This is a genomic window from Arthrobacter sp. 10L430, from assembly GCF_056395245.1.
The window spans coordinates 208,167-230,216 of record NZ_JBFTJD010000005.1; the positions used below are offsets into that span (position 1 = coordinate 208,167).

At 64.6% G+C, this 22,050-nt stretch carries 26 protein-coding genes; 8 read left to right on the plus strand and 18 right to left on the minus strand.

Features of this window, described 5'->3' with window-relative positions; genetic code table 11:
* The first annotated feature begins 80 nt into the window (after window positions 1-80).
* Complete coding sequence (locus AC1DDG_RS07445) at window positions 81-2,093, plus strand: M3 family metallopeptidase (RefSeq protein WP_476875529.1); 2,013 nt, start codon at window positions 81-83, stop codon at window positions 2,091-2,093.
* Between the two features lie 137 nt (window positions 2,094-2,230).
* On the opposite strand, the gene pdxS is transcribed toward AC1DDG_RS07445, so the two are convergent.
* The 6 genes from pdxS to AC1DDG_RS07475 all read right to left on the minus strand — a co-directional run bounded on the left by pdxS (window position 2,231) and on the right by AC1DDG_RS07475 (window position 10,554).
* Window positions 2,231-3,157, minus strand: a complete 927-nt coding sequence (pdxS, locus tag AC1DDG_RS07450) for a pyridoxal 5'-phosphate synthase lyase subunit PdxS (protein ID WP_476875530.1) — start codon at window positions 3,155-3,157, stop codon at window positions 2,231-2,233.
* A 139-nt stretch (window positions 3,158-3,296) separates the two neighbouring features.
* Window positions 3,297-3,917 (minus strand): phosphatidylinositol phosphate synthase, encoded by a 621-nt coding sequence (gene pgsA, locus AC1DDG_RS07455; RefSeq protein ID WP_476875531.1) that lies wholly within the window; start codon window positions 3,915-3,917, stop codon window positions 3,297-3,299.
* Window positions 3,907-4,494 carry an HIT family protein gene (locus AC1DDG_RS07460; protein ID WP_230118034.1) on the minus strand — a complete coding sequence of 196 codons (588 nt, stop codon included), beginning with the start codon at window positions 4,492-4,494 and terminating at the stop codon, window positions 3,907-3,909. The genes pgsA and AC1DDG_RS07460 overlap by 11 nt, the downstream gene beginning before the upstream one ends.
* A gap of 21 nt (window positions 4,495-4,515) precedes the next feature.
* Window positions 4,516-6,480 (minus strand): threonine--tRNA ligase, encoded by a 1,965-nt coding sequence (thrS, locus tag AC1DDG_RS07465; RefSeq protein ID WP_476875674.1) that lies wholly within the window; start codon window positions 6,478-6,480, stop codon window positions 4,516-4,518.
* Window positions 6,481-6,655: 175 nt separating this feature from the next.
* On the minus strand, window positions 6,656-10,213 hold the full coding sequence (locus AC1DDG_RS07470; RefSeq protein WP_476875532.1) for a DNA polymerase III subunit alpha: 3,558 nt from the start codon (window positions 10,211-10,213) through the stop codon (window positions 6,656-6,658).
* The gene (locus AC1DDG_RS07475) at window positions 10,210-10,554 is read right to left on the minus strand and encodes a DUF6504 family protein (RefSeq protein WP_476875533.1); all 345 of its coding nucleotides are present in this window, start codon (window positions 10,552-10,554) and stop codon (window positions 10,210-10,212) included. Before AC1DDG_RS07475 ends, AC1DDG_RS07470 begins: the two co-directional genes overlap by 4 nt.
* Before the next feature lie 143 nt (window positions 10,555-10,697).
* On the opposite strand from AC1DDG_RS07475, the gene AC1DDG_RS07480 reads away from it, so the two are divergent.
* Window positions 10,698-11,084 carry a hypothetical protein gene (locus AC1DDG_RS07480; protein WP_230118038.1) on the plus strand — a complete coding sequence of 129 codons (387 nt, stop codon included), beginning with the start codon at window positions 10,698-10,700 and terminating at the stop codon, window positions 11,082-11,084.
* Between the two features lie 14 nt (window positions 11,085-11,098).
* Here AC1DDG_RS07480 and AC1DDG_RS07485 read toward each other — a convergent pair whose 3' ends face one another.
* Window positions 11,099-11,425, minus strand: coding sequence for a chorismate mutase (locus tag AC1DDG_RS07485; protein ID WP_476875534.1), 327 nt, complete (start codon window positions 11,423-11,425; stop codon window positions 11,099-11,101).
* A 14-nt stretch (window positions 11,426-11,439) separates the two neighbouring features.
* Between AC1DDG_RS07485 and AC1DDG_RS07490 the strand changes: the two genes are divergently transcribed.
* On the plus strand, window positions 11,440-11,859 hold the full coding sequence (locus AC1DDG_RS07490; RefSeq protein WP_476875535.1) for a VOC family protein: 420 nt from the start codon (window positions 11,440-11,442) through the stop codon (window positions 11,857-11,859).
* Window positions 11,860-11,883: 24 nt separating this feature from the next.
* On the opposite strand, the gene AC1DDG_RS07495 is transcribed toward AC1DDG_RS07490, so the two are convergent.
* Window positions 11,884-12,633 carry an SOS response-associated peptidase gene (locus tag AC1DDG_RS07495; RefSeq protein WP_476875536.1) on the minus strand — a complete coding sequence of 250 codons (750 nt, stop codon included), beginning with the start codon at window positions 12,631-12,633 and terminating at the stop codon, window positions 11,884-11,886.
* 106 nt (window positions 12,634-12,739) lie between these two features.
* Here AC1DDG_RS07495 and AC1DDG_RS07500 point away from each other — a divergent pair, with 106 nt between their 5' ends.
* Window positions 12,740-12,997 (plus strand): mycoredoxin, encoded by a 258-nt coding sequence (locus tag AC1DDG_RS07500; RefSeq protein ID WP_078028863.1) that lies wholly within the window; start codon window positions 12,740-12,742, stop codon window positions 12,995-12,997.
* Between the two features lie 45 nt (window positions 12,998-13,042).
* Here the strand turns inward: AC1DDG_RS07500 and AC1DDG_RS07505 are convergent, their stop codons facing one another.
* The gene (locus AC1DDG_RS07505; RefSeq protein ID WP_476875537.1) at window positions 13,043-13,924 is read right to left on the minus strand and encodes a LysR family transcriptional regulator ArgP; all 882 of its coding nucleotides are present in this window, start codon (window positions 13,922-13,924) and stop codon (window positions 13,043-13,045) included.
* Between the two features lie 72 nt (window positions 13,925-13,996).
* Between AC1DDG_RS07505 and AC1DDG_RS07510 the strand changes: the two genes are divergently transcribed.
* Window positions 13,997-14,617 carry a LysE/ArgO family amino acid transporter gene (locus AC1DDG_RS07510; protein ID WP_476875538.1) on the plus strand — a complete coding sequence of 207 codons (621 nt, stop codon included), beginning with the start codon at window positions 13,997-13,999 and terminating at the stop codon, window positions 14,615-14,617.
* 10 nt (window positions 14,618-14,627) lie between these two features.
* Here the strand turns inward: AC1DDG_RS07510 and AC1DDG_RS07515 are convergent, their stop codons facing one another.
* Together AC1DDG_RS07515 and AC1DDG_RS07520 are read right to left on the minus strand one after the other, a co-directional pair.
* Window positions 14,628-15,683, minus strand: a complete 1,056-nt coding sequence (locus AC1DDG_RS07515; RefSeq protein ID WP_476875539.1) for a LysM peptidoglycan-binding domain-containing protein — start codon at window positions 15,681-15,683, stop codon at window positions 14,628-14,630.
* 81 nt (window positions 15,684-15,764) lie between these two features.
* Window positions 15,765-16,514 carry a lipoate--protein ligase family protein gene (locus AC1DDG_RS07520; RefSeq protein ID WP_476875540.1) on the minus strand — a complete coding sequence of 250 codons (750 nt, stop codon included), beginning with the start codon at window positions 16,512-16,514 and terminating at the stop codon, window positions 15,765-15,767.
* Window positions 16,515-16,530: 16 nt separating this feature from the next.
* Here AC1DDG_RS07520 and AC1DDG_RS07525 point away from each other — a divergent pair, with 16 nt between their 5' ends.
* Window positions 16,531-16,914 carry a DUF2177 family protein gene (locus AC1DDG_RS07525; protein ID WP_476875541.1) on the plus strand — a complete coding sequence of 128 codons (384 nt, stop codon included), beginning with the start codon at window positions 16,531-16,533 and terminating at the stop codon, window positions 16,912-16,914.
* Window positions 16,915-16,941: 27 nt separating this feature from the next.
* Here AC1DDG_RS07525 and AC1DDG_RS07530 read toward each other — a convergent pair whose 3' ends face one another.
* Window positions 16,942-17,745, minus strand: a complete 804-nt coding sequence (locus AC1DDG_RS07530; protein ID WP_476875542.1) for a thioesterase family protein — start codon at window positions 17,743-17,745, stop codon at window positions 16,942-16,944.
* 293 nt (window positions 17,746-18,038) lie between these two features.
* On the opposite strand from AC1DDG_RS07530, the gene AC1DDG_RS07535 reads away from it, so the two are divergent.
* Entirely contained in the window at window positions 18,039-18,743 is a 705-nt protein-coding gene (locus AC1DDG_RS07535; RefSeq protein ID WP_230118047.1) for an endonuclease/exonuclease/phosphatase family protein, read from the plus strand.
* On the opposite strand, the gene AC1DDG_RS07540 is transcribed toward AC1DDG_RS07535, so the two are convergent.
* From AC1DDG_RS07540 to AC1DDG_RS07555, 4 genes are all read right to left on the minus strand, one after another.
* Window positions 18,714-19,205: a hypothetical protein gene (locus AC1DDG_RS07540; RefSeq protein ID WP_476875543.1), complete on the minus strand. Its 492-nt coding sequence runs from the start codon at window positions 19,203-19,205 to the stop codon at window positions 18,714-18,716. The genes AC1DDG_RS07535 and AC1DDG_RS07540 overlap by 30 nt on opposite strands.
* Window positions 19,206-19,251: 46 nt before the next feature.
* Complete coding sequence (locus tag AC1DDG_RS07545) at window positions 19,252-19,440, minus strand: DUF1918 domain-containing protein (RefSeq protein ID WP_230118049.1); 189 nt, start codon at window positions 19,438-19,440, stop codon at window positions 19,252-19,254.
* A gap of 84 nt (window positions 19,441-19,524) precedes the next feature.
* Complete coding sequence (locus tag AC1DDG_RS07550; protein WP_476875544.1) at window positions 19,525-19,878, minus strand: TraR/DksA family transcriptional regulator; 354 nt, start codon at window positions 19,876-19,878, stop codon at window positions 19,525-19,527.
* An 11-nt stretch (window positions 19,879-19,889) separates the two neighbouring features.
* The gene (locus AC1DDG_RS07555; protein ID WP_230118051.1) at window positions 19,890-20,414 is read right to left on the minus strand and encodes an NUDIX domain-containing protein; all 525 of its coding nucleotides are present in this window, start codon (window positions 20,412-20,414) and stop codon (window positions 19,890-19,892) included.
* Between the two features lie 32 nt (window positions 20,415-20,446).
* Here AC1DDG_RS07555 and AC1DDG_RS07560 point away from each other — a divergent pair, with 32 nt between their 5' ends.
* Window positions 20,447-20,953 (plus strand): metallophosphoesterase family protein, encoded by a 507-nt coding sequence (locus AC1DDG_RS07560; protein ID WP_476875545.1) that lies wholly within the window; start codon window positions 20,447-20,449, stop codon window positions 20,951-20,953.
* Here the strand turns inward: AC1DDG_RS07560 and AC1DDG_RS07565 are convergent.
* Together AC1DDG_RS07565 and AC1DDG_RS07570 are read right to left on the minus strand one after the other, a co-directional pair.
* Complete coding sequence (locus AC1DDG_RS07565) at window positions 20,940-21,116, minus strand: CsbD family protein (protein WP_476875546.1); 177 nt, start codon at window positions 21,114-21,116, stop codon at window positions 20,940-20,942. The two genes, AC1DDG_RS07560 and AC1DDG_RS07565, sit on opposite strands and share 14 nt — an antisense overlap.
* A 331-nt stretch (window positions 21,117-21,447) precedes the next feature.
* Complete coding sequence (locus tag AC1DDG_RS07570) at window positions 21,448-21,894, minus strand: DUF1810 domain-containing protein (RefSeq protein ID WP_476875547.1); 447 nt, start codon at window positions 21,892-21,894, stop codon at window positions 21,448-21,450.
* Between the last annotated feature and the right edge of the window lie 156 nt (window positions 21,895-22,050).

Here is a 22,050-nt window from a genome sequence, read left to right on the forward strand (position 1 = left end):
GGCGGGACCCTGCCGGAACCTGCAGTCAAAACACGGCGGACACCATTGAGAACGCGTCTCCTGCATGAAAGTGTTGCTTCATGACTAATCCACTGCTGAGCCCGAGTGAACTGCCGTTCGGGCTGCCGCCGTTTGCGGACATAACAGACGCCCACTACGCCGAAGCTGTCGATGCCGGTCTGGCCGAACACCTGGCTGAGATCCAGGCCATTGTGGACAACGCCGCGCCGGCCACCTTTCAAAACACCGCCGTGGCCATGGAACGGTCGGGAGGCCTGCTCCAGCGTGCTGCCGCCTCCTTCTTCACATTGGTTTCGGCAGACGCCTCGGACGCCATCCGCGACCTCGAAACCGAGCTCTCTCCCCGCTTTGCCGCCCACCAGGATGCCGTCTACCTCAACCGCGGACTCTATGAGCGCTTCGCCGACATCGATACGGAAGGCCTCGACGCGGAGTCGGCGCGGCTCGTGGAGGAATACCTGAAGGAATTCCGCCAGTCCGGGATCCAGCTGGACGACGCCGGCCAGGAGAAGCTCAAGTCACTGAATGCGGAACTTTCCCGGCTGGGCACGGAATTCGGGCAGCGCGTCAAGGAAGGGATGAAGTCGGCAGCCCTGCTTCTGGACGATGCCGGGGACCTGGCCGGCCTGCCGGCGGATGAGGTCGCCAGCGCCGCCGAAGCAGCCCGCGTGGCGGGCCACGAGGGCAAATTCCTCCTGACCCTCATCCAGCCCAGCAACCAGCCCGCCCTGGCAGCTCTGGAGAACCGCGAGGTCCGCCGGCGCCTCCACGAGGCCTCCGTAGCCCGGGGAAGCAGCGGAGGCAGCCTTGACGTCCTCGACCTCGTAAAGTCCATGGTGCAGCTGCGTGCCGAGAAGGCTGAGCTTTTGGGTTTCGCCAACTACGCCGAACTCGTGGTGGACCGGCAGACCGCGCCGGACTTCGAGGCGGTGCGGACCATGCTCAACCGGCTGGCCCCGCCGGCCGTCCGGAACGCGGACGCCGAAGCCGCCGCCCTGGCCGAGAGCGCCGGGCACCCGCTGGAGGCCTGGGACTGGTCCTATTACTCCGCCAAGGTGCGCCTGGAACGCTACTCCGTGGACGAGCAAGCCATCCGGCCCTACTTCGAACTGGACCGCGTCCTGGTGGACGGCGTATTCCTTGCCGCGACGTCGCTTTACGGCATCACCTTCCAGGAACGCAAAGACCTCGCCGGCTACCACCCGGACGTCCGCGTCTGGGAGGTGCGCAACGAGGACGGCACCGAACTGGGACTCTTCATGGGCGACTATTACACGAGGGAATCCAAGCGCGGCGGAGCCTGGATGAATTCACTGGTTGAGCAGTCTGACCTCCTTGGCGCCAAGCCTGTGGTGATCAATAACCTGAACATCTCCAAACCGCCTGCCGGGGAACCCACGCTGCTGACGCTGGATGAGGTCCGCACCACCTTCCACGAATTCGGGCACGCCCTGCACGGGCTGTTCTCCCGTGTCACCTATCCGCGATTCTCAGGGACCAACGTGCCCCGTGACTTCGTGGAATACCCGTCCCAGGTGAACGAAATGTGGATCATGTGGCCCGAGGTCCTGGCCAATTACGCACGCCATCACGCCACCGGAGATCCACTTCCCCAGGACATTATCGACAGGCTGAATGAGTCCCGGCTGTGGGGCGAGGGCTTTGCCACCACGGAATACCTCGGCGCCGCCCTGCTTGATCTGGCCTGGCACGTGCTGGATCCCGGCAGCGTTCCGCAGCACGCGCAGGAGTTCGAGGCGAAGGCCCTGGCCGCAGCCGGAGTCGCGCATGCCCTCATTCCGCCCCGGTACCGGACCGGCTACTTCCAGCACATCTTCGCCGGGGACGGCTACGCGGCCGGCTACTACTCGTACATCTGGAGTGAGGTGCTCGACGCCGAAACGGTGGACTGGTTCAGTGAAAATGGTGGCCTCACGCGTGCCAACGGCGAGCGTTTCCGCAATGATCTCCTGTCCCGCGGGAACAGCAGGGACCCGCTGGAGTCCTTCCGCACGCTCCGCGGCCGCGACGCAGCCCTGGAGCCGCTCCTGAAGCGCCGCGGCCTGGAATAAGAGCATCGATTGCTCCGTAACTGCCCTTTTCGACGCCCTAAAGGGCAGTTACGGAGCAATCGACGGGCAAAGCAGAACGACGGCGGCCGGTCACCTAGAAAAGGTGACCGGCCGCCGTCGTACTGCTTTTGGAGCCGTTACCAGCCGCGCTCGGCGAGGCGGTGCGGCTGCGGGATCTCGTCGACGTTGATGCCGACCATGGCTTCGCCCAGGCCGCGGGAGGCCTTGGCGATGACGTCGGGGTCGTCGAAGAAGGTGGTGGCCTTCACCACGGCGGCCGCACGCTGGGCGGGGTTGCCGGACTTGAAGATGCCGGAGCCGACGAACACGCCGTCGGCGCCGAGCTGCATCATCATCGCGGCGTCAGCCGGGGTGGCAATGCCGCCGGCGGTGAACAGCACCACGGGGAGCTTGCCGGTGGTGGCGATTTCCTTGACCAGTTCGTACGGGGCCTGCAGTTCCTTGGCCGCGACGTACAGCTCGTCCTCGGGGAGGGCGGCGAGCTTGAGGATCTCGGCGCGGATCTGGCGCATGTGCGTGGTGGCGTTGGAGACATCTCCGGTGCCGGCCTCGCCCTTGGAGCGGATCATGGCCGCGCCCTCGTTGATGCGGCGCAGGGCCTCACCGAGGTTGGTGGCGCCGCAGACGAAGGGAACGGTGAAGTTCCACTTGTCGATGTGGTTGGTGTAGTCGGCCGGGGTCAGGACCTCGGACTCGTCGATGTAGTCCACGCCGAGCGACTGCAGGATCTGCGCCTCGACGAAGTGGCCGATGCGGGCCTTGGCCATGACCGGGACGGAGACGGCGTCGATGATCTTGTCGATCATGTCCGGATCGGACATGCGGGACACGCCGCCCTGGGCGCGGATGTCGGCCGGAACGCGCTCAAGCGCCATGACGGCAACGGCACCGGCGTCTTCGGCGATGCGGGCCTGTTCGACGTTGACGACGTCCATAATGACGCCGCCTTTGAGCATCTCTGCCATGCCGCGCTTGACGCGGTTGCTGCCCGTGACGCTGTTGGCGGACGAGCCGGCTTCGCTGCTTACATCAGGTGTAGACACAAAAACCCCTATGGGTAGATAGATGACCTTCGCCGGGAGTGCAGGTGGCACGGCAATGCCGTAGTTCGCACACACCGGATTACCGGATCCATTGACCAGGCAGTCCTAATACTAGTCCCACCGCGGCAGCCCGGCTTAATCAGGATGGCCGGGTGTCTTCGCAGGCCTGGCGCCGGACTGCCAGCACACGCTGGACCACCGTGACCAGGCTCGCCACGCCCAGCAGAACGAGGGTCACGAACAGCACGATGCTCGGCAGCCCCAGGCCGGTGAATCCGGTGACGACAAGCACCGAGACCAGCCGCTCGGCTCGTTCGGCGATGCCCACATTCGCCTGGAATCCGAGAGATTCCGCCTTGGCCCTGACGTAGGACACCACCATGCCCAGGACAAGGCAGACGACGGCGGCCACGGCTATCGCCGTCTCCCCGCCGCCGGTGAAAAACCAGATGGTGAGGCCGGCAAAGAGCGCCCCGTCGGCCACGCGGTCCAGCGTCGAGTCGAGGAAATTCCCCCAGGGGCCGCCCCGGTCCTGCATCCGGGCCATGATGCCGTCGATGACATCGGAGAAGATGAAGGCCGTGATGAAGATCGTCCCCCACCAGAGCTGCCCCAGCGGGTAGAACACGAGAGCGCCCACCACCACACCGGCCGTTCCCACGATGGTGATGGCGTCCGGCGAGACGCCAATTTTGAGCAGCCAGCGGGCAAGCGGGGAGAACAGCGCGGTGAAGAAACCGCGGGCATGCCTATTCAGCATGCGTCTCCCCTGGCCAGGCCTCGGCAACCTGCTGGCGGACTTCGTCGAGGGTCTGGGTGATGGCCTTGGTCTGGGCAATGATCGGGAAGAAGTTCCCGTCCCCGCCCCAGCGCGGAACGATGTGCTGGTGCAGGTGCCCGGCGATGCCTGCGCCGCCCACTACCCCCTGGTTCATGCCCAGGTTGAAGCCGCCGGGGTTCGCCACCTTCCGCAGCACGCGCATGGCGGTCTGGGTGAGGTCGGCGAATTCGGCGGTCTCCTCAACGGTCAGGTCCGTGTAATCCGGAACGTGGCGGAAGGGGCAGACCAGCAGGTGGCCCGGGTTGTACGGGAAGAGGTTCAGCACCACGTAACTGGTGCGGCCGCGGTACACGATCAGGGATTCCTCATCGGTGCGTGCCGGGGCCACACAAAAGGGGCAGTCGTCCTGGTTCTTGAACTGGTGCTGGCCGCCCTTGATGTACGCCATGCGGTGCGGAGTCCACAGGCGCTGGAAGGCATCCGGAACGCCGGCGAGGCCAAAGTCGTCCGTCACCTCGGCGTCGCCCGGATAGCCTGCGCCTGTGTTCTCCTGCACTGTGTGCCTTTCCGCCGCGGGCTAGCTGGTCCGGTTGCGGACGGCGTCCACGATCCGCTGGACAGCCTCGGCCACCGGCACGCCGTTGTCCTGGCTGCCATCACGGAAACGGAAGGACACAGCGCCTGCGTCGGCGTCCTCGCCGCCGGCGATCAGGACAAACGGGATCTTGTCCTTGCTGGCTGTACGGATCTTCTTGGGGAAGCGGTCGGAGGAGATATCGACCTCGGCTCGGATGCCGGCGGCTTTCAGCTGGTCCACGACGTCGAACATGTAGTCGTTGAAGGTTTCGGCGACGGGAATGCCCACCACCTGGACCGGTGCAAGCCAGGCCGGGAAGGCTCCCGCGTAGTGCTCGGTGAGTACACCCATGAATCGCTCCACCGAGCCGAAGAGGGCACGGTGGATCATGACCGGGCGCTGCCGGGTGCCGTCGGCGGCCTGGAACTCAAGCTCGAAGCGTTCCGGAAGGTTGAAGTCCAGCTGGATGGTGGACATCTGCCAGGTTCGGCCAAGCGCGTCCTTCGCCTGAACGGAAATCTTGGGACCGTAGAACGCGGCTCCGCCCGGGTCCGGAACCAGTTCCAGGCCCGAGGCTTCGGCGACTTCAGCCAGGGTGCGGGTGGCCTCTTCCCACGCAGCGTCCTCGCCGACGAACTTGTCTTCGTTCTTGGTGGAGAGTTCCAGGTAGAAGTCGTCCAGGCCGTAGTCCTTGAGCAGACCGAGGACAAAGTTCAGCGTGGTGGTGAGCTCGTCCTTCATCTGCTCACGGGTGCAGTAGATGTGGGCGTCATCCTGTGTCATGCCCCGCACGCGGGTCAGGCCGTGGACCACGCCGGACTTCTCGTAGCGGTAGACAGAACCGAATTCGAAGAGGCGCAGCGGCAGTTCGCGGTAGGACCGTCCGCGGGAACGGAAGATGAGGTTGTGCATGGGGCAGTTCATCGGCTTGAGGTAGTAGTCCTGGCCGGGCTTGCGCACGGTGCCGTCCTCGTTCAGTTCCGCATCGATGTGCATCGCGGGGAACATGCCTTCCTTGTACCAGTCGAGGTGGCCTGAGACCTCGTAAAGGTGCCCCTTGGTGATATGCGGGGTGTACACGAAGTCGTAGCCGGCGTCCACGTGGCGCTGGCGGGAGTAGTCCTCCATGGCCTTGCGGATAATTCCGCCCTTGGGGTGGAAGACCGGCAGGCCGGAACCCAACTCATCGGGGAAAGAGAACAGGTCCAGTTCGGCGCCAAGCTTGCGGTGGTCGCGGCGCTCGGCCTCGGCGATGCGCTCCTGGTAGGCCTTGAGGGCGTCCTTGGTGGGCCAGGCGGTGCCGTAGATGCGCTGGAGCTGCTGGTTGTTCTGGTTGCCCAGCCAATAGGCGGCCGACGAACGGGTCAGGGCAAAGGCGTTGGAGATCAGCTTGGTGTTGGGCAGATGCGGGCCGCGGCACAGATCACACCAGACGCTGTCGCCGCTCTTGCGGTCCACGTTGTCGTAAATGGTGATATCGCCGGCGCCGACCTCAACGTTGACGCCCTCTCCGGCTTCGGCGGCGTTGTTTTTCTTGCCCAGCAGCTCGAGCTTGTAGGGCTCATCCTTCATGGCTTCGCGTGCTTCATCTTCGGATACGACGCGCCGGACGAACTTCTGGTTCTGGTTGACGATCTTGAGCATCATCTTTTCCAGAGTCTTCAGGTCTTCCGGGGTGAACGGCTCGGCGACGTCGAAGTCGAAGTAGAAACCGTCGGTGATGTAAGGGCCGATTCCGAGCTTGGCGTCGGGACGCAGCTGCTGCACGGCCTGGGCCATGACGTGGGCGGTGGAGTGGCGCAGCACGTTGAGGCCGTCCGGGGAATCGATGGTGACGCCTTCAATCTCGGCACCTTCGGGAAGCGGCTGGTCCAGGTCCCTCAGCTCGCCATCAACGCGGGCCACAACGACGTCACGGCGCTCAAAGAAGAGTTCCGCGCCGGTGGTCCCGGTAGTCACCTTCATCTCTTCGCCATCGACGATGAGGGTGATCTGCTGGGCATCTGACACGGGTGTCTCCTATTCAAAGTTAAGGCTTCGTAGCTTGTGGCATACGGGGACCACAGCCAGCCTCGTCCATGGTATCTGCAAGGACAGAGGCCAGCCAAAGCGGCGCACGGCAGGGGCGGGACCGGGCAGGTCAGCTGCCCAGCCCGGTGATGGCAAGGTTCCTGCTGATTCCGCTGAGTGGCCCGGGGAGCCGGAATTCGTCCGGAATGACGGTGCCGGGATGAGGCTCCCCGCTGTCCGGCTTATGCAGGTGGTGGGATTCCTCCCCGGGGAAGGGCGCATTCTCAGGGAAGGGCAGGGTGTCAATCCGGCTGAGATCCCAGGCCAAGCTGGCACTGAGGCTGATCCCCCGCGGGCCGGTTCTGCGTGTTGTTCCGCGGACCAGCAGAAGCCGGGTTCCGAAAAGCAGAGATCCCGCCTGCTCCTGGGCCTCGTGGAAGAACACAGAGTCCACGCACCCTGTGCCGTCATCGATGCTGATGAACACCACCCGCCGGCCCCCGCGCATCGGCGGGGTCTGGGTGGCGATCCTTACCCCGGCCACCAGAACCTCCGTGCCGTTCCTCAACCCGAGGAGTTTGTCCGCGGTGGTGACGCCCAGCCTGTCCAGAAGAGGCCGGTGGCTCGACATCAGGTGCTCGCTGACATCAACAGCCATCAGGTCCAGCTCAGCCCTGACGTTTTCGATCATGGTGGGCGGTGGGAGTTCAGCCTTAATATTCCTCAGTTCAACGTCTCCAAGGGGCAGGGCCAGTTGGCCATCAATAACGTCGATTCCTTTCCTGGCCTGCCGGTTCTGCAGGCTCTGAAGATGCTGGACAAGGTCAGCCCGGTTGGCGGCACCGCCGGATTCACGGTGCAGCGAATCGAAGGCACCCAGCTGCGCCAGTCTCTTGATGCTCGGTTTGCTCAGCCTTGACCGTGCCCTGAGATCAGCCAGGGAGTCATAGGGCTGCCCGGCAACGATTCGTTTCAGTTCCGCTCCTGAGAGCCCGAAGATACCGTTCAGGCTCAGCCGGATGCCAAGTTTCCCGCGGTCCGGCCCCTCGTCGATCCGCTCCACCCGGTACTCAGCCAGGCTGCGGTTGATGTCCAGCGGAAGAATTGGAATCCCCAGACGGCGGGCCTCGGCGACAAGCAGGCGCTTGGGGTACATGCCGGGGTCGTGCTCCCAGAGACCGGCAAGGAACGCCTCAGGATGATGGGCTTTCAGCCAGGCTGACTGGTAGGTGGGCACGGCAAAGGCCGCACCGTGGGCCTTGCAGAACCCGAAGCTGCCGAAGGCCTTGAGGGTTCCCCAGACCTTGTCCACCACTTCCGGGGTGTAATGGTTTTCCCGCGCTTTCCGGCGGAAGAACTCCTCAACCTTCGGCTCAAGCTCCCCGTTGCCCAGGGCGCGGCGGAATTCGTCGGCCCTGGCCAGCCCGCAGCCCGTCATGACGTCAAATGTCTTGAGGATCTGCTCGTGGAATACGGTCACCCCGTGGGTTTCCTGAAGCACAGGTTTCAGGTCCGGATGCGGGTAGACCTCCGGCGCGAACCCATGCCGGTGTTCCAAAAAAGGCCGCACCATGTCCGATTTCATGGGCCCGGGACGGAACAGCGAGATATCGATGATGAGATCGTTGAATTCCCGGGGGGCCAATTTGCCCACGAGTTCGCGTTGGCCCGGCGATTCGATCTGGAAACAGCCAAGAGTATGGGTGCTCCGGATAAGTTCGTATGTGGGCTCATCATCCAGCGGCACAGCGTTGAGCTCTATGCGGCCGTCCTCCCTGATGTAGTCGGGCCCGTTGCCGTCAGGTCCCACGGGATGGGCGCCGGCAGCCACCACTTCAGCCTTTGAAGGATGGATCCTGATGATCTCCCGGACGGCGAAGGCCATGGCGCTTTGCATCCGGACTCCCAGCACATCCAGTTTGAGCATGCCCATGGGGTCCATGTCGTGCTTATCGAACTGGCTCATTGGAAGCCCCAGTCCGCTGGGCTGGACGGGGGTCCGGTCCAGCAGGCCCGCATCGCCAAGGATCACCCCGCAGGGGTGCATGGAGATGTGGCGGGGAAGCCTGTCCAGACGTTCGGTCAGATCCACGAGCAGGTCAAGCTGCTGGTTTCCGGAAAGGTCCCGATGCTCCACCCGGCCAGCAAATTCACGAAGTTCAGGTTTTTCCTCAAGCGCTTCCCTGAACTTCCGGGCAGAGAACCGCCACAGCTGCTTGGCGATCTCCCCGACATCGCCATCATCCATTCCCAAGGCCATCCCGGCGTCGCGCACGGCACCCCGCGCACGGTACCCGTTCTGCATGCTCATAAGCGTGACGCGTTGAGCGCCGAAGCGGTCAAAGATCTTCCGGTAAACATTGTGCCGCTCGGCGCTTTCGACGTCGATGTCGATGTCCGGCAGGGTGGACCTGTCCCCTGACAGGAAGCGTTCGAAGATGAGGTCATGCTGCAGCGGGTTCACCTGGCTGACATCGATCAGGTAATTGACCAGACTGGACGCTCCCGACCCCCTGGCAGCGGCCCTCACCCCCATATCCATGATCATCCGCGACACTTCAGCCACGGTCAGAAAATATGAGGCAAAGCCCAGGTTGGAGATGATCTTCAGCTCGTGACCCAGGCGGGCGCGCATCTCAGCCTCCGCTTTGCCGGAAATCCCGGGGAACCGGCGTGCCACACCTGCCTCACACCTCAGCGCCAGCTCCGCGAGGGGATCACCCTCTATGCCGATCACCGACGCTTCCGGAACCACCGGCTGCTTCCAGCCCATGTCTGAAACGGGATCTATCCTGCAGCGGTCGGCGAGCGCCTCCGTTTGAGCGAGCAGCACTTGAAGATCCGCTGCCCCATACCCGGCGGCGTGAATAATTTCCCGACCCAGCTGCAGCATCTGCGCCGGCGATTTCAGCCAGCCCTGTCCGTTGGGCTGCAGGAGAGGGGCGGCGGAAAGTTCCGGCAGTGACTTCAAAGTGCGGGCGGAGTCAAGAACGTCGGCCGTGGCTGCCCCGTCCTCGGCACAATAGCGGACAGCATTGGTGAGCACGGCCGGAACACTGTACTCCTCGGCAAGTTTGAGCATCCGTACTGCGTGGGCAGTGCTCAGCGGCTCGCCGGGGGTGCTGAGATGGGAAACAACTTCGGCAGCGAGGCTTCCGGCTGGCATCGTTTCAAGCCAGCCCTTGAACAGGGTGCGCGGCCGGAGGTACCGCCGTCCTCCCATGGCCCGTCCGACGTCGGAATCCGGACCAATCAGCACGGTGAGGACCGGCTTCAGGGTTTCCGGGTCAAGGATCCTTGATGCCAGTTCTGCCCGGGTTACGGCAACAGGGACGACTCCCCCGGCTTTACCAGTGGTGCGTGCATGCGCATCCGAAATCAGCCGGCAGAGCGCCTTGTATCCTGCTCCGTTGTTATGGCCGTGCGCAAGCACCACGACGCGGCCGGCAAGCTGGGTGCGGAGGTCTCCGTCGTCGTCGAAAACGGCGAGGTCCACCCCGACGACGGGGTCGAGTCCGGCACCCATGCACGCCTTGAGGTGCTTGATGGTGCCGTACAGTCCGTCCCTGTCAGTGCAGGCAAGGGCTGTTGCCCCTTCGGCTGCTGCCGACTGGGCAAGCTCATCAGGCCAGGAAACCCCGTAATGGGCGCTGAAGGCGGTGGAAACGTGCAGGTGGGTGAAGCTCATGCTGTTTTATGCCGGAGTGCATCGTGGATCCGGAGCAGCCTCCACCGTCCGCTGCCGGTATGCCTTACCAGGTCAAGGGTCAGGTGCTCATCAGCCGGCGGTGCCTGGGTGGCCTTGGCAGGCGTTTTCGCAGAGACCACCTGGACGCGCCAGATCTCGTGATCCACGAGCCCCGGGCCGCTGCCCAGCGGGGCCCGCTGCTCCTCAGCCCACCATTGGCGGCGTTCATACCAACGCACCGGTTCAGCGACTACCGTATACGTCCTGCCGCCCCATTGAAGCTCCACCGGCTGGCCTTCCGGCCCAGTAAGGACGTCTACGGACTCGCTGAACATGCCCATAGGTGCCTCCGGAAACCAAACTGAATCTGCTGTACATAGGGGTTATTCGAACATGTATTCGAATAACATCAGTCTACGCCGGAGCCCCGACAAAACCTAGATGAGGTGTGGACGGACGGCGGCTCAGGGGGCAGGATGGAGCCATGAGTTCCAATGACGCACTCCTGAAGCACGTAAGCATCGCCGCCAAAGACACCACCCTGGTGGCCAAATTCGATATTGACGGCAACATTCCAGGATCGGGCGCCTTCGTAGTGGGGCTCGTGGCTGCAACTCCGGATTACTCACATCAACGGAGGCTTGGAATTGAGTTCATGAACGGCGAGGCGGTGTCGATTTACTCGTTCAGCCATGACGGCACGGAGGAGAACTTCGACGTCAACAGCGTCGAACATTCCGGCAGCACCATTACCGGCAGTTTCCCCATGAGCACTGTGCTCGGGCTGGGCAAAGGCCACCTCATGTCGGCCTTCAGCGAGGCCGACGGCCGGGAATTCCAGTCAGGAGTGCCGGTGGACGAAGCGCTCTAGGCGCTTCGCAAGTTCTAGCTGTTGTCCTTGTGGATTTGCAGCTCAAGCTCGATGAACTTCGAGATCATGGCCCGGTAGGTGCTTTCCACGATATCCGGGTCAATTTCTTTTTTCTCGGCCGCGGCACGGACATGTTCGATCACGCGCTCCACCCGTCCGGGGGCCCGGACTTCCGCGTCGTCGCCCTTGAGCGTTCCCGCGATCCTGATCAGTCGTTCGCGGCGCGCAATCAGCGTGACGATCTGGTCATCAACCTCGTCCACGGCGATCCGGACAGCTGCGAGCTGTTCCCTGTCAGCCTTGGCGTTCTTATCGTCTCCGTGATTTGTGGGCATGTCCATGACAGTATCGAACCATGCAGCCCCGAGTCGATTTTATTTCACTGGGAGTGCGAAGCGTCGCCGCCTCCCGCCGCTTCTATGTGGACGGCCTTGGCTGGCCCGTCCACCGCGAGTTTCCAGAGGTGGTGTTCATCCAGGTCAACCACGGCCTCATTCTCTCGCTCTGGGACGCCGGGCAGATGCAGGCCGAGGCGGCCGTCGACGCCCCGGCCGCCGTCCCCTGCATTACGCTCAGCCACAACGTGGCAAGCGCAGACGAAGTCGACCAGGTGGTGGCACAGGCGCAAGCCGCCGGAGCCACTGTGGTGGCCAGCCCCAAGACCCAGCCGTGGGGAGGCTACACGGGGTACGTCGCCGATCCGGACGGCTTCCGGTGGGAGATTGCTTTCAACCCCACCTGGACAGTTGACGACGGCGGACGTGTCACCGTCTGATGGCTGCCGGCGGAGTGTGCGGCGTCAGAAGAGGGCTTCCACGGGCTCGATGAGTTCCGGCGAATTATTGCGGACGTTGCCCACGGCTTTCCCCACCGAATCCACGCGCCAGCCGGACGCGACATCCTTCACCCCGGAGCGGACCAGGTCCACCAGCCCGGCGGCATCATCAACCTGCGGGTCGAGCCAGGCGGCCATCGTTTCCCTGCTCATGGGCAGCGGGACACGGTCGTGGAGCGCCGTGAGTTCACCGAACACCGTGGCTTCAGCGCCCTCCGGCGGGGAATCCGCCGTCATGATGGACATCGAAAGCATCCACCGTGCCGGGTCGCCCTGCGGCGTGGACGGATCCTTCCACCACTCGTACAGCCCGGCAAAGACAATGCCGGTGCCTTCGGTGGGGTGGACGTAGTAGGGCTGCTTGCTGCGGCCCTCGCCCTGCTTCCATTCGTAGTAGCCGTCCGCCGGCACAGCGCAGCGCCGTGACTGCACGGCCTTGCGGAACGCCGGCTTTTCCAGCACGGTTTCACTCCGGGCGTTGATCATCTTCGGCCCGATGCGCGGGTCTTTCGCCCAGGACGGCACGAGGCCCCAGCGGGCGATGTGCAGCTGGCGGGTGGTGCCGCCGTCGATCAGGCGTTCCAGGACGATGGGGGCATCGTCCGTGGGGGCAACGTTCCAGGACGGCGGGATGGCTATTTCATTTTCGAGTTCGGCGTCGAATTCTGCCAGCAGGTCCCCGACGGCCCTGGCCATCACGTAGCGTCCACACATGGCACCAGCATGCCATCGCAATACAAGCGGGGGAATACCGACGCACGGGTTACGGTTGACAGGAACGAAACTGACCGGCATAAAACCTAAACACGAGGAGAGCTCCGTGGACTTCACTCCCGAAGACGGCACCATCACCATGTTTTCCACCACCTGGTGCGGCTACTGCAACAGGCTCAAGAAGCAGCTCGATGCCCAGGGAATTGGCTATACCGAGATCAATATCGAAGAAGTCGATGGCACGGCCGAACTCGTCGAGCAGATCAACGGCGGTAACCGCACGGTTCCCACCGTCCTTTTCCCGGACGGCACCGCCGCCACGAACCCGTCGGCCGCCGAGGTCAAGAGCCGTCTCGCGGCATAAGGTCAACAGCCGCGCAGGTTCAACCTGGCGTAGGGAGGGAGGCGGTCAGCGCAGTTGCGCGGCCGCCTCTCTTGCGAGTGACGTAGCGATCCGGGTGAGCGTGGTTGATTCGATGGACCACTGCTGCCAGTAGAGCGGTACGTCCAGATACCCGTTTGCGTCCAACACGGTGAGGGCGCCGGCGTCAAGAAGTGGCATGGCCTGAAGGTCGGGCAGCATGCCCCAGCCGAGCCCGAGTTCGATCGCGTGCACGAAGGCCGAGGACGCGGGGACGTAGTGGCGGGGCGGGAACTTGACACCTGAGCCCAGCCTGCGCTCAAGGTAGCGGTCCTGGAGGGCATCCTTGCGGTCGAAAACCACCACCGGCGCCGAGGACAGGGCCTCGTCGGTAAACCCCTCGGGCAGCCACTGTTCCGCAAACGGGACGCTGGCCACGGGGCGGTAGCGCATGACGCCCAGCGGGCGGGCAGTGCATCCCTGCACCGGCTCAGGATTGGAAGTGATGGCCGCCATCGAGGTTCCTTCGCGGAGGCGGTCGATGGAGTGGTCCTGATCGTCGATGGTGATCTCAAAACTTGCCCGTTCAACTCGCGCCAGGGCCGGGAGAACCCACGTAGCCAGCGAATCGGCGTTGATGACCAGCGGAATGCGCGGGCGCGCCCCGGCACCCTCCAGCCCCAGTTCATCCATGGCCTCACTTTCGAGGAGAGCCACCTGGCGGGCCAGCCGAACCACAACGCTTCCGGACTTCGTGGGCCGGACCGGCTTGGTGCGGAGCAGCAGGACGCGTCCGGTCTGCTGCTCCAGTGCCTTGATCCTCTGGCTGACCGCAGACGACGTCACATGCAGCGCCGCGGCGGCACGGTCGAAGGTGCCGTGGTCGATCACCGCCGCGAGCGTTCTTAGCTGTTCGGTTGTTGCATCCATCCTGAATTTTCCTTAATACAGTTAAGAAAGTTTAGCTGTACTCATGATCCCGTGACGCCTAGAGTCAGGCAGGTGGAAATCCCCGACACTCTCGCTGCCCTTGCCACCGGCTTTGGAGCCGGCCTGTCCCTCATCGTCGCCATTGGCGCGCAAAACGCCTTCGTCCTGCGCCAGGGACTGCGCCGCGAGCACATGGTCCCCATCGTGGCTGTCTGCATCGCAAGCGACGCGGTCCTGATTGCTGCGGGCGTGGCTGGCGTGGGCGCGCTGATCCAGGCCGCACCGCTGGCACTGGCCATTGTCCGCTGGGCCGGAGCCGCCTTTCTTCTCACCTATGCTTTTTTCGCGGCCAGGCGCGCCCTGAAGCCTGGCGCCATGACGGCCGCCGCCCCATCCGCACGCAGCACGCTGGCAGCAACGGTGAGTACCGCCGTCGCCCTGACATGGTTGAACCCGCACGTGTATCTGGACACCGTGGTGCTCCTGGGCTCCCTTGCTTCCGACAGGGGCCCCGATGGCCGCTGGCCGTTTGCCTGGGGAGCGATCGCGGGAAGCACGCTCTGGTTCAGCCTCCTGGGCTTCGGTGCGAAGTTCCTGGCCCCGGTTTTTGCCCGCCCCGGAGCCTGGCGGGTTCTCGACGGCGCCATCGCCGTCCTGATGGTGATCCTGGCCGCGTTCCTGGCCGTTCCGTAGGGTTGCCCGCTCATTTGGTGATGGGCTGGTCCAGGGTGAGGCTGACCGTCTGGCCGGGCTTAAGCTCGCCGGACGGCAGGTCCGTGAATTCAATCCAGGTCCGCGTCCCCGGCGCCAGCGGCCGATTGGCGGATTCGAGTTCATCGAGGCGCAGATTGAAGCGGAACGCGACCTGGCGCTCGACGTCCCCGGCCGCCGTCGTGTAGGTGACAGGCACGCCGTCGGCGTTGGCAGTGGCGGTGCCCTGCGCGCCCTCGATCTTCAGGTCTCCTGGCATTAGCCTCACCCGGGTTCCGGCGGGGATCGGCCGGTCTGCCTTTAATCCGGGGTTGTACAGCAGCAGCTGCCGGGTGGTGGAGCGGAACCGGTAGCCGAGGCCGTCAAGGGAGTCCCCGTCCACCGTGGTGTAGAAGTCGGCCCGGCCGAATGAGCTGTTGACGGTCTTTCCGGTGCCGGATCGGCTGTCCACCGGCTTCTTCTGCAGCTCGATCTGCTGACCCGGGTGAAGGAAGTATACGTTCCCCTGCTCGTGGACGAACGGGACCTTGTTTGCCTCCGCCAGCTGTTCCTCAGTGATGCCGAAGCGGTACGTGATGCCGTCCAGCGTGTCGTCGGCCGACACGATGTACGTCCTGGGGATGCCGGCGCCATCGACACTCGCGGTACCGGTGGCTGCGGCCATCGGGCCGGCAGGAGGAATCAGCCGCAGTTTCGTTCCGGGTGACAGCGGCGCCCCGGGAGTGAGCCCGTTAAAAGCGGCGATCTTGGCCTCCGAGATCCCAAACGCGTCAGCCAGGGCCGCGTGGGTGTCACCCGCCGCCGTCGTGTAGAAATCGACGTTTCCAAACGAATCGGCCACCTTGGGCCCCTTCAGTGACCTCGGAGCGGGCACACCCGACGTCGCCACAGCCGCGGACGCCTGCGTCTCAGGCGCCGCCGGGTCCGTCGCCCGCACCGCCTGAGCGCCGCACCCCGTCAGTCCGCCGGTTAGTGCGCCGGCAAGCACGACGGCGAGCGCCAGCCCTTTGGCCGGTACATCTGAGCTTCTTTTCCCTGTTTCAACCATTGCAGTCCCCCCAATCCGGCAACGCGGGAAACCCGCGCAAAGCACGCCATCGAGCATAGGCGATACACCGGCTGGCTGCCGTTAACCCTGCAGGCTGCTGAAGTCCGCGTGCGCGAGGGCTGCGTAGCCGCCATAAGTGCTGATCACGGCATCCTCGATGGCCTGAACGTCCAGGTGCGGCACGAGGTCGTCCACCGCGCCTGCCGTCGCCGGATCCCAGTCCAGACCAAGGGCGGCATAGCTCGCTGCAAGGACGCTGCGGATCGGCGCCGAATTCTCCACCACGATGACCGAGCTGAACAGCCACGCGCCGGACACGACGCGCTGCGCGGTTCCTACGAGCTTGACCTGATGCGACGGAACCTCCGGATCGGTGCCGTGGACGCTGAATTCGCCCGGGCAGTACTCCCCCGGGATCTCGCCTACGGCAGCATCCACACCGGTGCTGCGGAGCGCCTGCGCCAGCATCTCGCCGAAGAACGCGAACCTGCCCTTGGCTCCGGCGATCGCATCAGTGTGGGGTTCCACATGGTCAACGATCAGGGTGCCCTCGTGGTACGCGGCGGCCCGTCCGCCGGCTTTGCGGATCAGCGGCTCGAAGCCCTGCTCGCGGCACGCCTGCGCGGCGGCTCCGAAGCCGGCGAGATGGGTGTCGCGCTGCCCGAAGGCCACCGTCGGCGCGGGGCGGTAGAGCCTGAGCGTGGGCCCGATCCGGCCAGCCTTGGCCAGGCCCAGCAGCTCGATCCCGAAGTCAAGGTCCCTGGCTGCCCCCAGCGAGTGGTGCTGGCGAACGACGGTCAGCGCCCGCGGTCCGGCCCCAGCCTGCTGCATATTGCTAAGCTCCCTTATGGTCATAGTGCAATTCCTGGTCGTAGCAAGTGCGTTCGCCGTGATCGACGCCGTATGGCTCAAGCTCATGAACCCGTTCTACCGCAGCCACATCGGCGACCTGCTGGCCGATCGGCCCAATCTAGGGTACGCCGTCGCTTTCTACCTGATTTACATCGCCGGGATCGTCTTTTTCGCGCTGCGGCCAGCGCTCGACGGCGGCGGCTGGCTGGCCGCCGTCGGCTATGGGGCGGCGCTGGGTGCGTTCGCATACGCGACGTATGACCTGACGAACGCCGCGACGCTCAAAAACTGGCCTCTCCAGCTGATTCTCGTTGACCTGGCCTGGGGCGCCGTGCTGACCGCGCTCGCCACGCTGGCCGGCTGGCTGGTGTTCCACTAGGCCGGTTCACCGGACGGCGGCGGCCTCCTAGCTCTTCCGCAGCGTCAGGATCTGCTCTGCGCGGCCGAACGGCCCGGCCAGGTCATGCAGCACTGTGGACGTGAGCCCGATCCCGTCGGTGCCAAAAGACACGGCGTTGTCCAGACCCAGCCATTCGCCCTCCGGACGGCGGTACATGTGGATCTGCAGGTCCAGGTTGGGGAACGCATAGCTGTCCTTACCAGGGGGCACCCTGGCGGCAATGCCGTTTGCCGTGTCCACGAGGCCCATCAGCCGTGCCATGTCAGTGCTGTCCGCCGCGTTCGTCAGCGGGTGGTCGGTGCGCAACCAGACCTTGCCCGAGCCTGGCCGGTGACCGTCCGCTACCCTCATCTCGAGCGACCGGATGTACCCGCCGGGCCAAACACTGGCGCCGTCGTATGGCTTGCAGTCGCCAGGGGACGGGATCGCGGTGTCCTCGAAGGCAGCGACGGCAGCGGTATCGGAAGTGACCATCCGCCACGCGGTGGCCCGGATGGCCACCCGTCCGGCCGCCACCAGTTCTGCCTGCAGGAGTTCGATGGTCCGGCCGGGGCGGAGCGTTGTGGTGACGATGTCGAAGCCGCCGCCGGGAATCAGGCCCAGGATCTCGTAGCTGAGGCGCGCCATGCGCATGTCAGCGCGCGGCTCGTGCCGTTCCAGCCGGTCGGCGAGCAATCCCGAGGCCGGCGCCATGTGCTGTTCGTGCACGTTCCAGGCCCCCTGGGCATGGAGGGTTGAGCAGAAGCGTCCCCCACCCAGGTCCTTGTAATAGAAGTCGCCCTCGGCGAGTTCCGGCAGTGCAGCAGTCAACGTCGACCCCTTCGAAGCTCTGATTGATCATCCCGAATCACCCTATCGCTTCGCGCCCCGGGCAGATGTCCCAGGCCCCCTGCCTCGGGGGCACCGAATCCTCCGGCCACTCGGGTGCGGGGAGTGCTCCACATCGGACAACGACACCGACGACGGCCGCGGCTGGGTGCTGGTTCCGCCTGGCCGCGGCGACCGCCGGACGCGCGCGCTTAAAGCTCCCGTTCTCCATATGATGTTCTGGGTAGACTCGGAGACTGGTCCTTCTAGCAGCCCTCAGAAGAGGTGTTCCACTGATGCGAGTAATTAGCTACAACCTCCGCAAGCACAAGGCGAGCGGCGAGCTGGTCAATCTGGCCCGCAACTTCGGGGTCGATGCCCTTTGCCTGCAGGAGTGCGATTCAGCCGACCTGCCCGACACCCTCGGTCCCCTGCACTTGGCCGACTTCACCAAGGGCAACCGGCTCGGCTTGGCAATCTACTACCGCACCGAACGGTTCACGGCGCTGGAAACCAAGACCTTTGCCCTGAAAAAGTCCATGCACGACCGTGTGATGGCGCCCGCCCACGAGCGTCTGATCGGCACCCGAATGGTGGACAACGAGACGGACCACGAATTGGTCATCGGCTCCTTCCACGCGGCGCCGCTGACCGCCTCGAATTCGCTCCGCCGCAAGCAGATCCATGCCGCGCATGCGGAGCTGCTGAGCATGGGCAGCGGGCTCATGACGCTGATGGTCGGGGACTTCAACTACCCCTTCTTCACCAAGAGTCTGCACGCCAACATGAAGGACTCGGGTTACGCCCTGTCGCTCAGTAACCGCAGGACCTATACGCGCTACAAGGTCTTCAAAGGCCACTTCGACTTCGCGACGTCCCTCGGGCTGGACATTGAAAGCGTTGAGACGCTGCCCCGCGGCAAGTCCGACCACCTGCCTATCCTGGTCACCGCGGAATACGGTCAGGACCGCTCACCGATCAAACAGCAGCCCGTGTCCTGACCCGGCAGTTCCTGGCACGGGCATTCCCTTCAGGGAATCGCCCGCCAGCGGAATGACGTCGATCAGGGCATTCCGGCCAATGACCACCACCACATACCCGCCTCCGGCCCACCATGGCGCCCCGATCGAATGAGTGCCAGTGAATCCCTGAAGGCCGGAATCGAGCAGCGCCCCCAAAGCGCTGACCGCCCCGCCGGCGCCGATCAGCAGTCCGAACACCGAGCCCGCCACGGTGGGCACCTCTGCGAGCCGGCCGGGCCCATTGGCAGGATGCAGCCACGTCCACCGGTGCCACCCCCACACAGCGGCCCAGACCAGACAGATGGCGAGTCGCCACGGGGCGGTTTGCACGAGCCATCTTCCGTTGACCTTGACGAGATCAAACACATCCTCGGTCTCGTACTCCGGGTTCCCGAAAGGGCCCGACCCGTTCGAGGCCGGCGATGATGAAAAAAGTGACAATCAGGATCCTGTCGGGCCGCCTCGTGGATGCGCCCACTGGAGGGGACTATGTGGGGCGGTGCTCGACAGTGAAGTCGCCGCCGGGATACATAATCGTCTCGTGGCCGTCGTCAAAGCGGACGTGGTACGGCGGGGTTCCGTTGGGCCCGCGGACTTCCAGAATCTCACCATGCCGGTCCGACGATTCAACCGTCCTACCGTGGATGATGATGCGGTCTCCCTGGGTTGCCTCCATGGCAATCACCTCCCAGCCCTAGCGTACGGTGCTGGCCCCATCTTCGGAACAGGGCGTCAGGACAGGATGACGGGCCGTGTTTCGTCAGGCTTTGCCCCGCGCGTGACGGATGCAAAATGGCGTCCACGGCCGCGCCTCAAGCCGCCCCTCCCCGATTTGCTCCCCGCAGATGGAGCATGAACCGTAGGTGCCTGCGGAGATCCGCTCCAGGGCGGCCTCGACCTGTGTCAGGCCGGACCTGCTTTGGTCCAGCAGTGCCGAGGCCTGGGACAATTCGAAGGCGATCGTGGCGCCTTCAGGATCGTGCTCGTCGTCCACATTGGAGTTCTGCCGGGCGGCGTTGGCCGAGGCAATGTCGGCGCGGAGCGCGGGCAGCAGGGCGAGTTTGCGGGCACGTTCCGCTTCAAGAAGCATTCGGAACCGCTCGAGATCAATCATGCTGCAGCGGGTCAGTCATGAAGCACCGGCCGTTCGTGCTCGAGCAGTTTTTCGCTGAGTGCGGGCCAGGACGCAGCGAAGGCGGGGTGAAGGTTGAGCCCGGCCACATCGTCGACGGGGATCCACTTCAGTTCAATGCTTTCGGGGTCGGTGATGGCGGCTTCGAACGGCTCCAGGACGACGACCGCGACAGTCGTGTAGGACCAGTAGCCGACGTCGAACACAGAGGTGAACAGGACCCTGACGTTCTCCTCCGGGACAGCGGCCTCTTCGAAGGCTTCCCGGAGTGCACCGGTGACAGGGTCCTCTCCCTGATGGAGCGCGCCGCCGGGCAGGCCCCACGTACCGCCGTGGTCACTCCACGTGGCGCGGTGCTGCAGCAGGATACCCTTCTCCGCATCGTGGGCCAGGAGCCCTGCTGAACCGAACCGGCCCCAGAATCGCCCGCGCTCCCCCTCCACCCAGGCGTCGCCGGGATCACGCGGGCCGAACGGGCGGCGGGGATCTCCGGGCGGCGGCGAAACCATATTCTCCATCGTTCCAGTGTGCCCCATGGGAAGATGCTTTGATGAGCCTGCGGCTGCTTCTTGTTTCCGACACCCACGTCCCCAAGCGGGCCAGGACGCTGCCTGAACAGGTGTGGGCCGCCGTCGCCGAAGCGGACGTGGTGTTCCACGCTGGGGACTGGGTGACGGGGGAACTACTGGACGACTTCGAGCGGCGCAGCCGCAGGCTGATCGGTGTCTGGGGCAATAACGACGGCGGCGACGTGCGGCAGCGGCTGCCCGAGACGGCCAGCGTCACGTTGGACGGCGTGCGCTTCAGCATGATCCACGAGACTGGGCCGGCGAAAGGGCGGGAAGATCGCTGCGAAGCGCTCTTCCCGGACGCAGACGTCGTGGTCTTCGGCCACTCGCACATTCCCTGGGACACGACGTCGGGCGGTGGCCTGCGCCTGCTCAACCCCGGCTCACCCACCGACCGCCGGCGCCAGCCCGTGTGCACGTACATGACGGCCGCCGTCGGCGACGGCCGCCTGCTGGACGTGGAACTGGTCGAGGTCAGTCATGCTTGAAGGCGTCCTTGACCTTTTCGCCAGCCTGCTTGATGTCGGCTTTGGCCTGGTCAGCCTTGCCTTCGGCTTCGAGGCCTTCATCGTCTCTGGCCTTGCCAGCGCCTTCTTTGACCTTGCCGCCAAGCTTTTCTGCTGCGTTATCAATCTTGTCGTCCAGACCCATGACTGTCCTTCCGTCGCGCCCCCGCTGGCTGCGGGCCGGCTCGTGTTTCCAGTGTAGAACCGCCGACCCGACCGGTGAAGAGTCGGGCGGATGGCGTGCAGAATATGGGCTGACCCCCAATTTGGGGGGTGCGGCACGGACCACCAGATCGGGTCTGAGGCCCGGGCTTTTCCCAAGAGTAAGCAGCGAGAGTAGCTGTGTCCTGAAGTTGAAGGAAGCCGCGAACCGTCGATGAGGGACTGCCGGGTCCGGGCGCACTCCCCCCGAAGCGCCGGACCCGGCTACAACGCTTGCCTGGCCGCTCAGCCCATCCGCTCACCCCAGGAAGGGGTCAGCCGCGAGGTCGCTGCTCCGCCAGCAATTCGTCCGTTGCGGAGTCAGGCTGTCCCTGGAAGTATTGTTCAAGAATTTTCTGGAAGGCCGGTTCCGCTGGCGCTGCGCGGAAGAACAAGGTCACGGAAGAATGCAGCTTCTGCGCGTCGATGCCGCCGAAGATCTGTCCCGCCGTCCGGTTCTTGAGTCCGGCCACTGCGTCCGCACACTCGGTCAGCCTCGGGCCAAGCACCGGATGCCGGAGGTAGGCCCGCGCTTCATCCAGCGAGGAGATGGCGTACAGCCTGGACGTGGCGCTCTGGCCCAGCCCGGCAATCTGGGGAAACACGAACCACATCCAGTGACCTCTCTTGCTGCCGCCCCGCAGCTCGACCAGTGCGTGATCGTAGGTGCCGCCGTCGTTCTGGGCGGTCAGAAAGCGATCAAGGTTATAGGGATCATCCACAGCTGCTCCTCGGTCGTCGACGGGATTCCCGCACTGTACAGACGGGTTTCCCGCACTGCACATACGCCATCGTGGGCGCGCCGCGAGGTAGCGGTCAACATCCCGGCCGCCGCACGGCCACTCCGGATGCCCGGTTAGGAGCCGTTCACGCAGCCG

Excerpts from the sequence above, each read along its gene's own strand:
- AC1DDG_RS07445 (WP_476875529.1), top strand. The coding sequence starts at position 81 with ATGACTAATCCACTGCTGAGCCCGAGTGAACTGCCGTTCGGGCTGCCG.
- pgsA (WP_476875531.1), bottom strand. The coding sequence starts at position 3,917 with ATGCTGAATAGGCATGCCCGCGGTTTCTTCACCGCGCTGTTCTCCCCG.
- thrS (WP_476875674.1), bottom strand. The coding sequence starts at position 6,480 with ATGAAGGTGACTACCGGGACCACCGGCGCGGAACTCTTCTTTGAGCGC.
- AC1DDG_RS07470 (WP_476875532.1), bottom strand. The coding sequence starts at position 10,213 with ATGAGCTTCACCCACCTGCACGTTTCCACCGCCTTCAGCGCCCATTAC.
- AC1DDG_RS07475 (WP_476875533.1), bottom strand. The coding sequence starts at position 10,554 with ATGGGCATGTTCAGCGAGTCCGTAGACGTCCTTACTGGGCCGGAAGGC.
- AC1DDG_RS07480 (WP_230118038.1), top strand. The coding sequence starts at position 10,698 with ATGAGTTCCAATGACGCACTCCTGAAGCACGTAAGCATCGCCGCCAAA.
- AC1DDG_RS07485 (WP_476875534.1), bottom strand. The coding sequence starts at position 11,425 with ATGGACATGCCCACAAATCACGGAGACGATAAGAACGCCAAGGCTGAC.
- AC1DDG_RS07490 (WP_476875535.1), top strand. The coding sequence starts at position 11,440 with ATGCAGCCCCGAGTCGATTTTATTTCACTGGGAGTGCGAAGCGTCGCC.
- AC1DDG_RS07495 (WP_476875536.1), bottom strand. The coding sequence starts at position 12,633 with ATGTGTGGACGCTACGTGATGGCCAGGGCCGTCGGGGACCTGCTGGCA.
- AC1DDG_RS07505 (WP_476875537.1), bottom strand. The coding sequence starts at position 13,924 with ATGGATGCAACAACCGAACAGCTAAGAACGCTCGCGGCGGTGATCGAC.
- AC1DDG_RS07515 (WP_476875539.1), bottom strand. The coding sequence starts at position 15,683 with ATGGTTGAAACAGGGAAAAGAAGCTCAGATGTACCGGCCAAAGGGCTG.
- AC1DDG_RS07520 (WP_476875540.1), bottom strand. The coding sequence starts at position 16,514 with ATGCAGCAGGCTGGGGCCGGACCGCGGGCGCTGACCGTCGTTCGCCAG.
- AC1DDG_RS07525 (WP_476875541.1), top strand. The coding sequence starts at position 16,531 with ATGGTCATAGTGCAATTCCTGGTCGTAGCAAGTGCGTTCGCCGTGATC.
- AC1DDG_RS07535 (WP_230118047.1), top strand. The coding sequence starts at position 18,039 with ATGCGAGTAATTAGCTACAACCTCCGCAAGCACAAGGCGAGCGGCGAG.
- AC1DDG_RS07545 (WP_230118049.1), bottom strand. The coding sequence starts at position 19,440 with ATGGAGGCAACCCAGGGAGACCGCATCATCATCCACGGTAGGACGGTT.
- AC1DDG_RS07550 (WP_476875544.1), bottom strand. The coding sequence starts at position 19,878 with ATGATTGATCTCGAGCGGTTCCGAATGCTTCTTGAAGCGGAACGTGCC.
- AC1DDG_RS07555 (WP_230118051.1), bottom strand. The coding sequence starts at position 20,414 with ATGGAGAATATGGTTTCGCCGCCGCCCGGAGATCCCCGCCGCCCGTTC.
- AC1DDG_RS07560 (WP_476875545.1), top strand. The coding sequence starts at position 20,447 with ATGAGCCTGCGGCTGCTTCTTGTTTCCGACACCCACGTCCCCAAGCGG.
- AC1DDG_RS07565 (WP_476875546.1), bottom strand. The coding sequence starts at position 21,116 with ATGGGTCTGGACGACAAGATTGATAACGCAGCAGAAAAGCTTGGCGGC.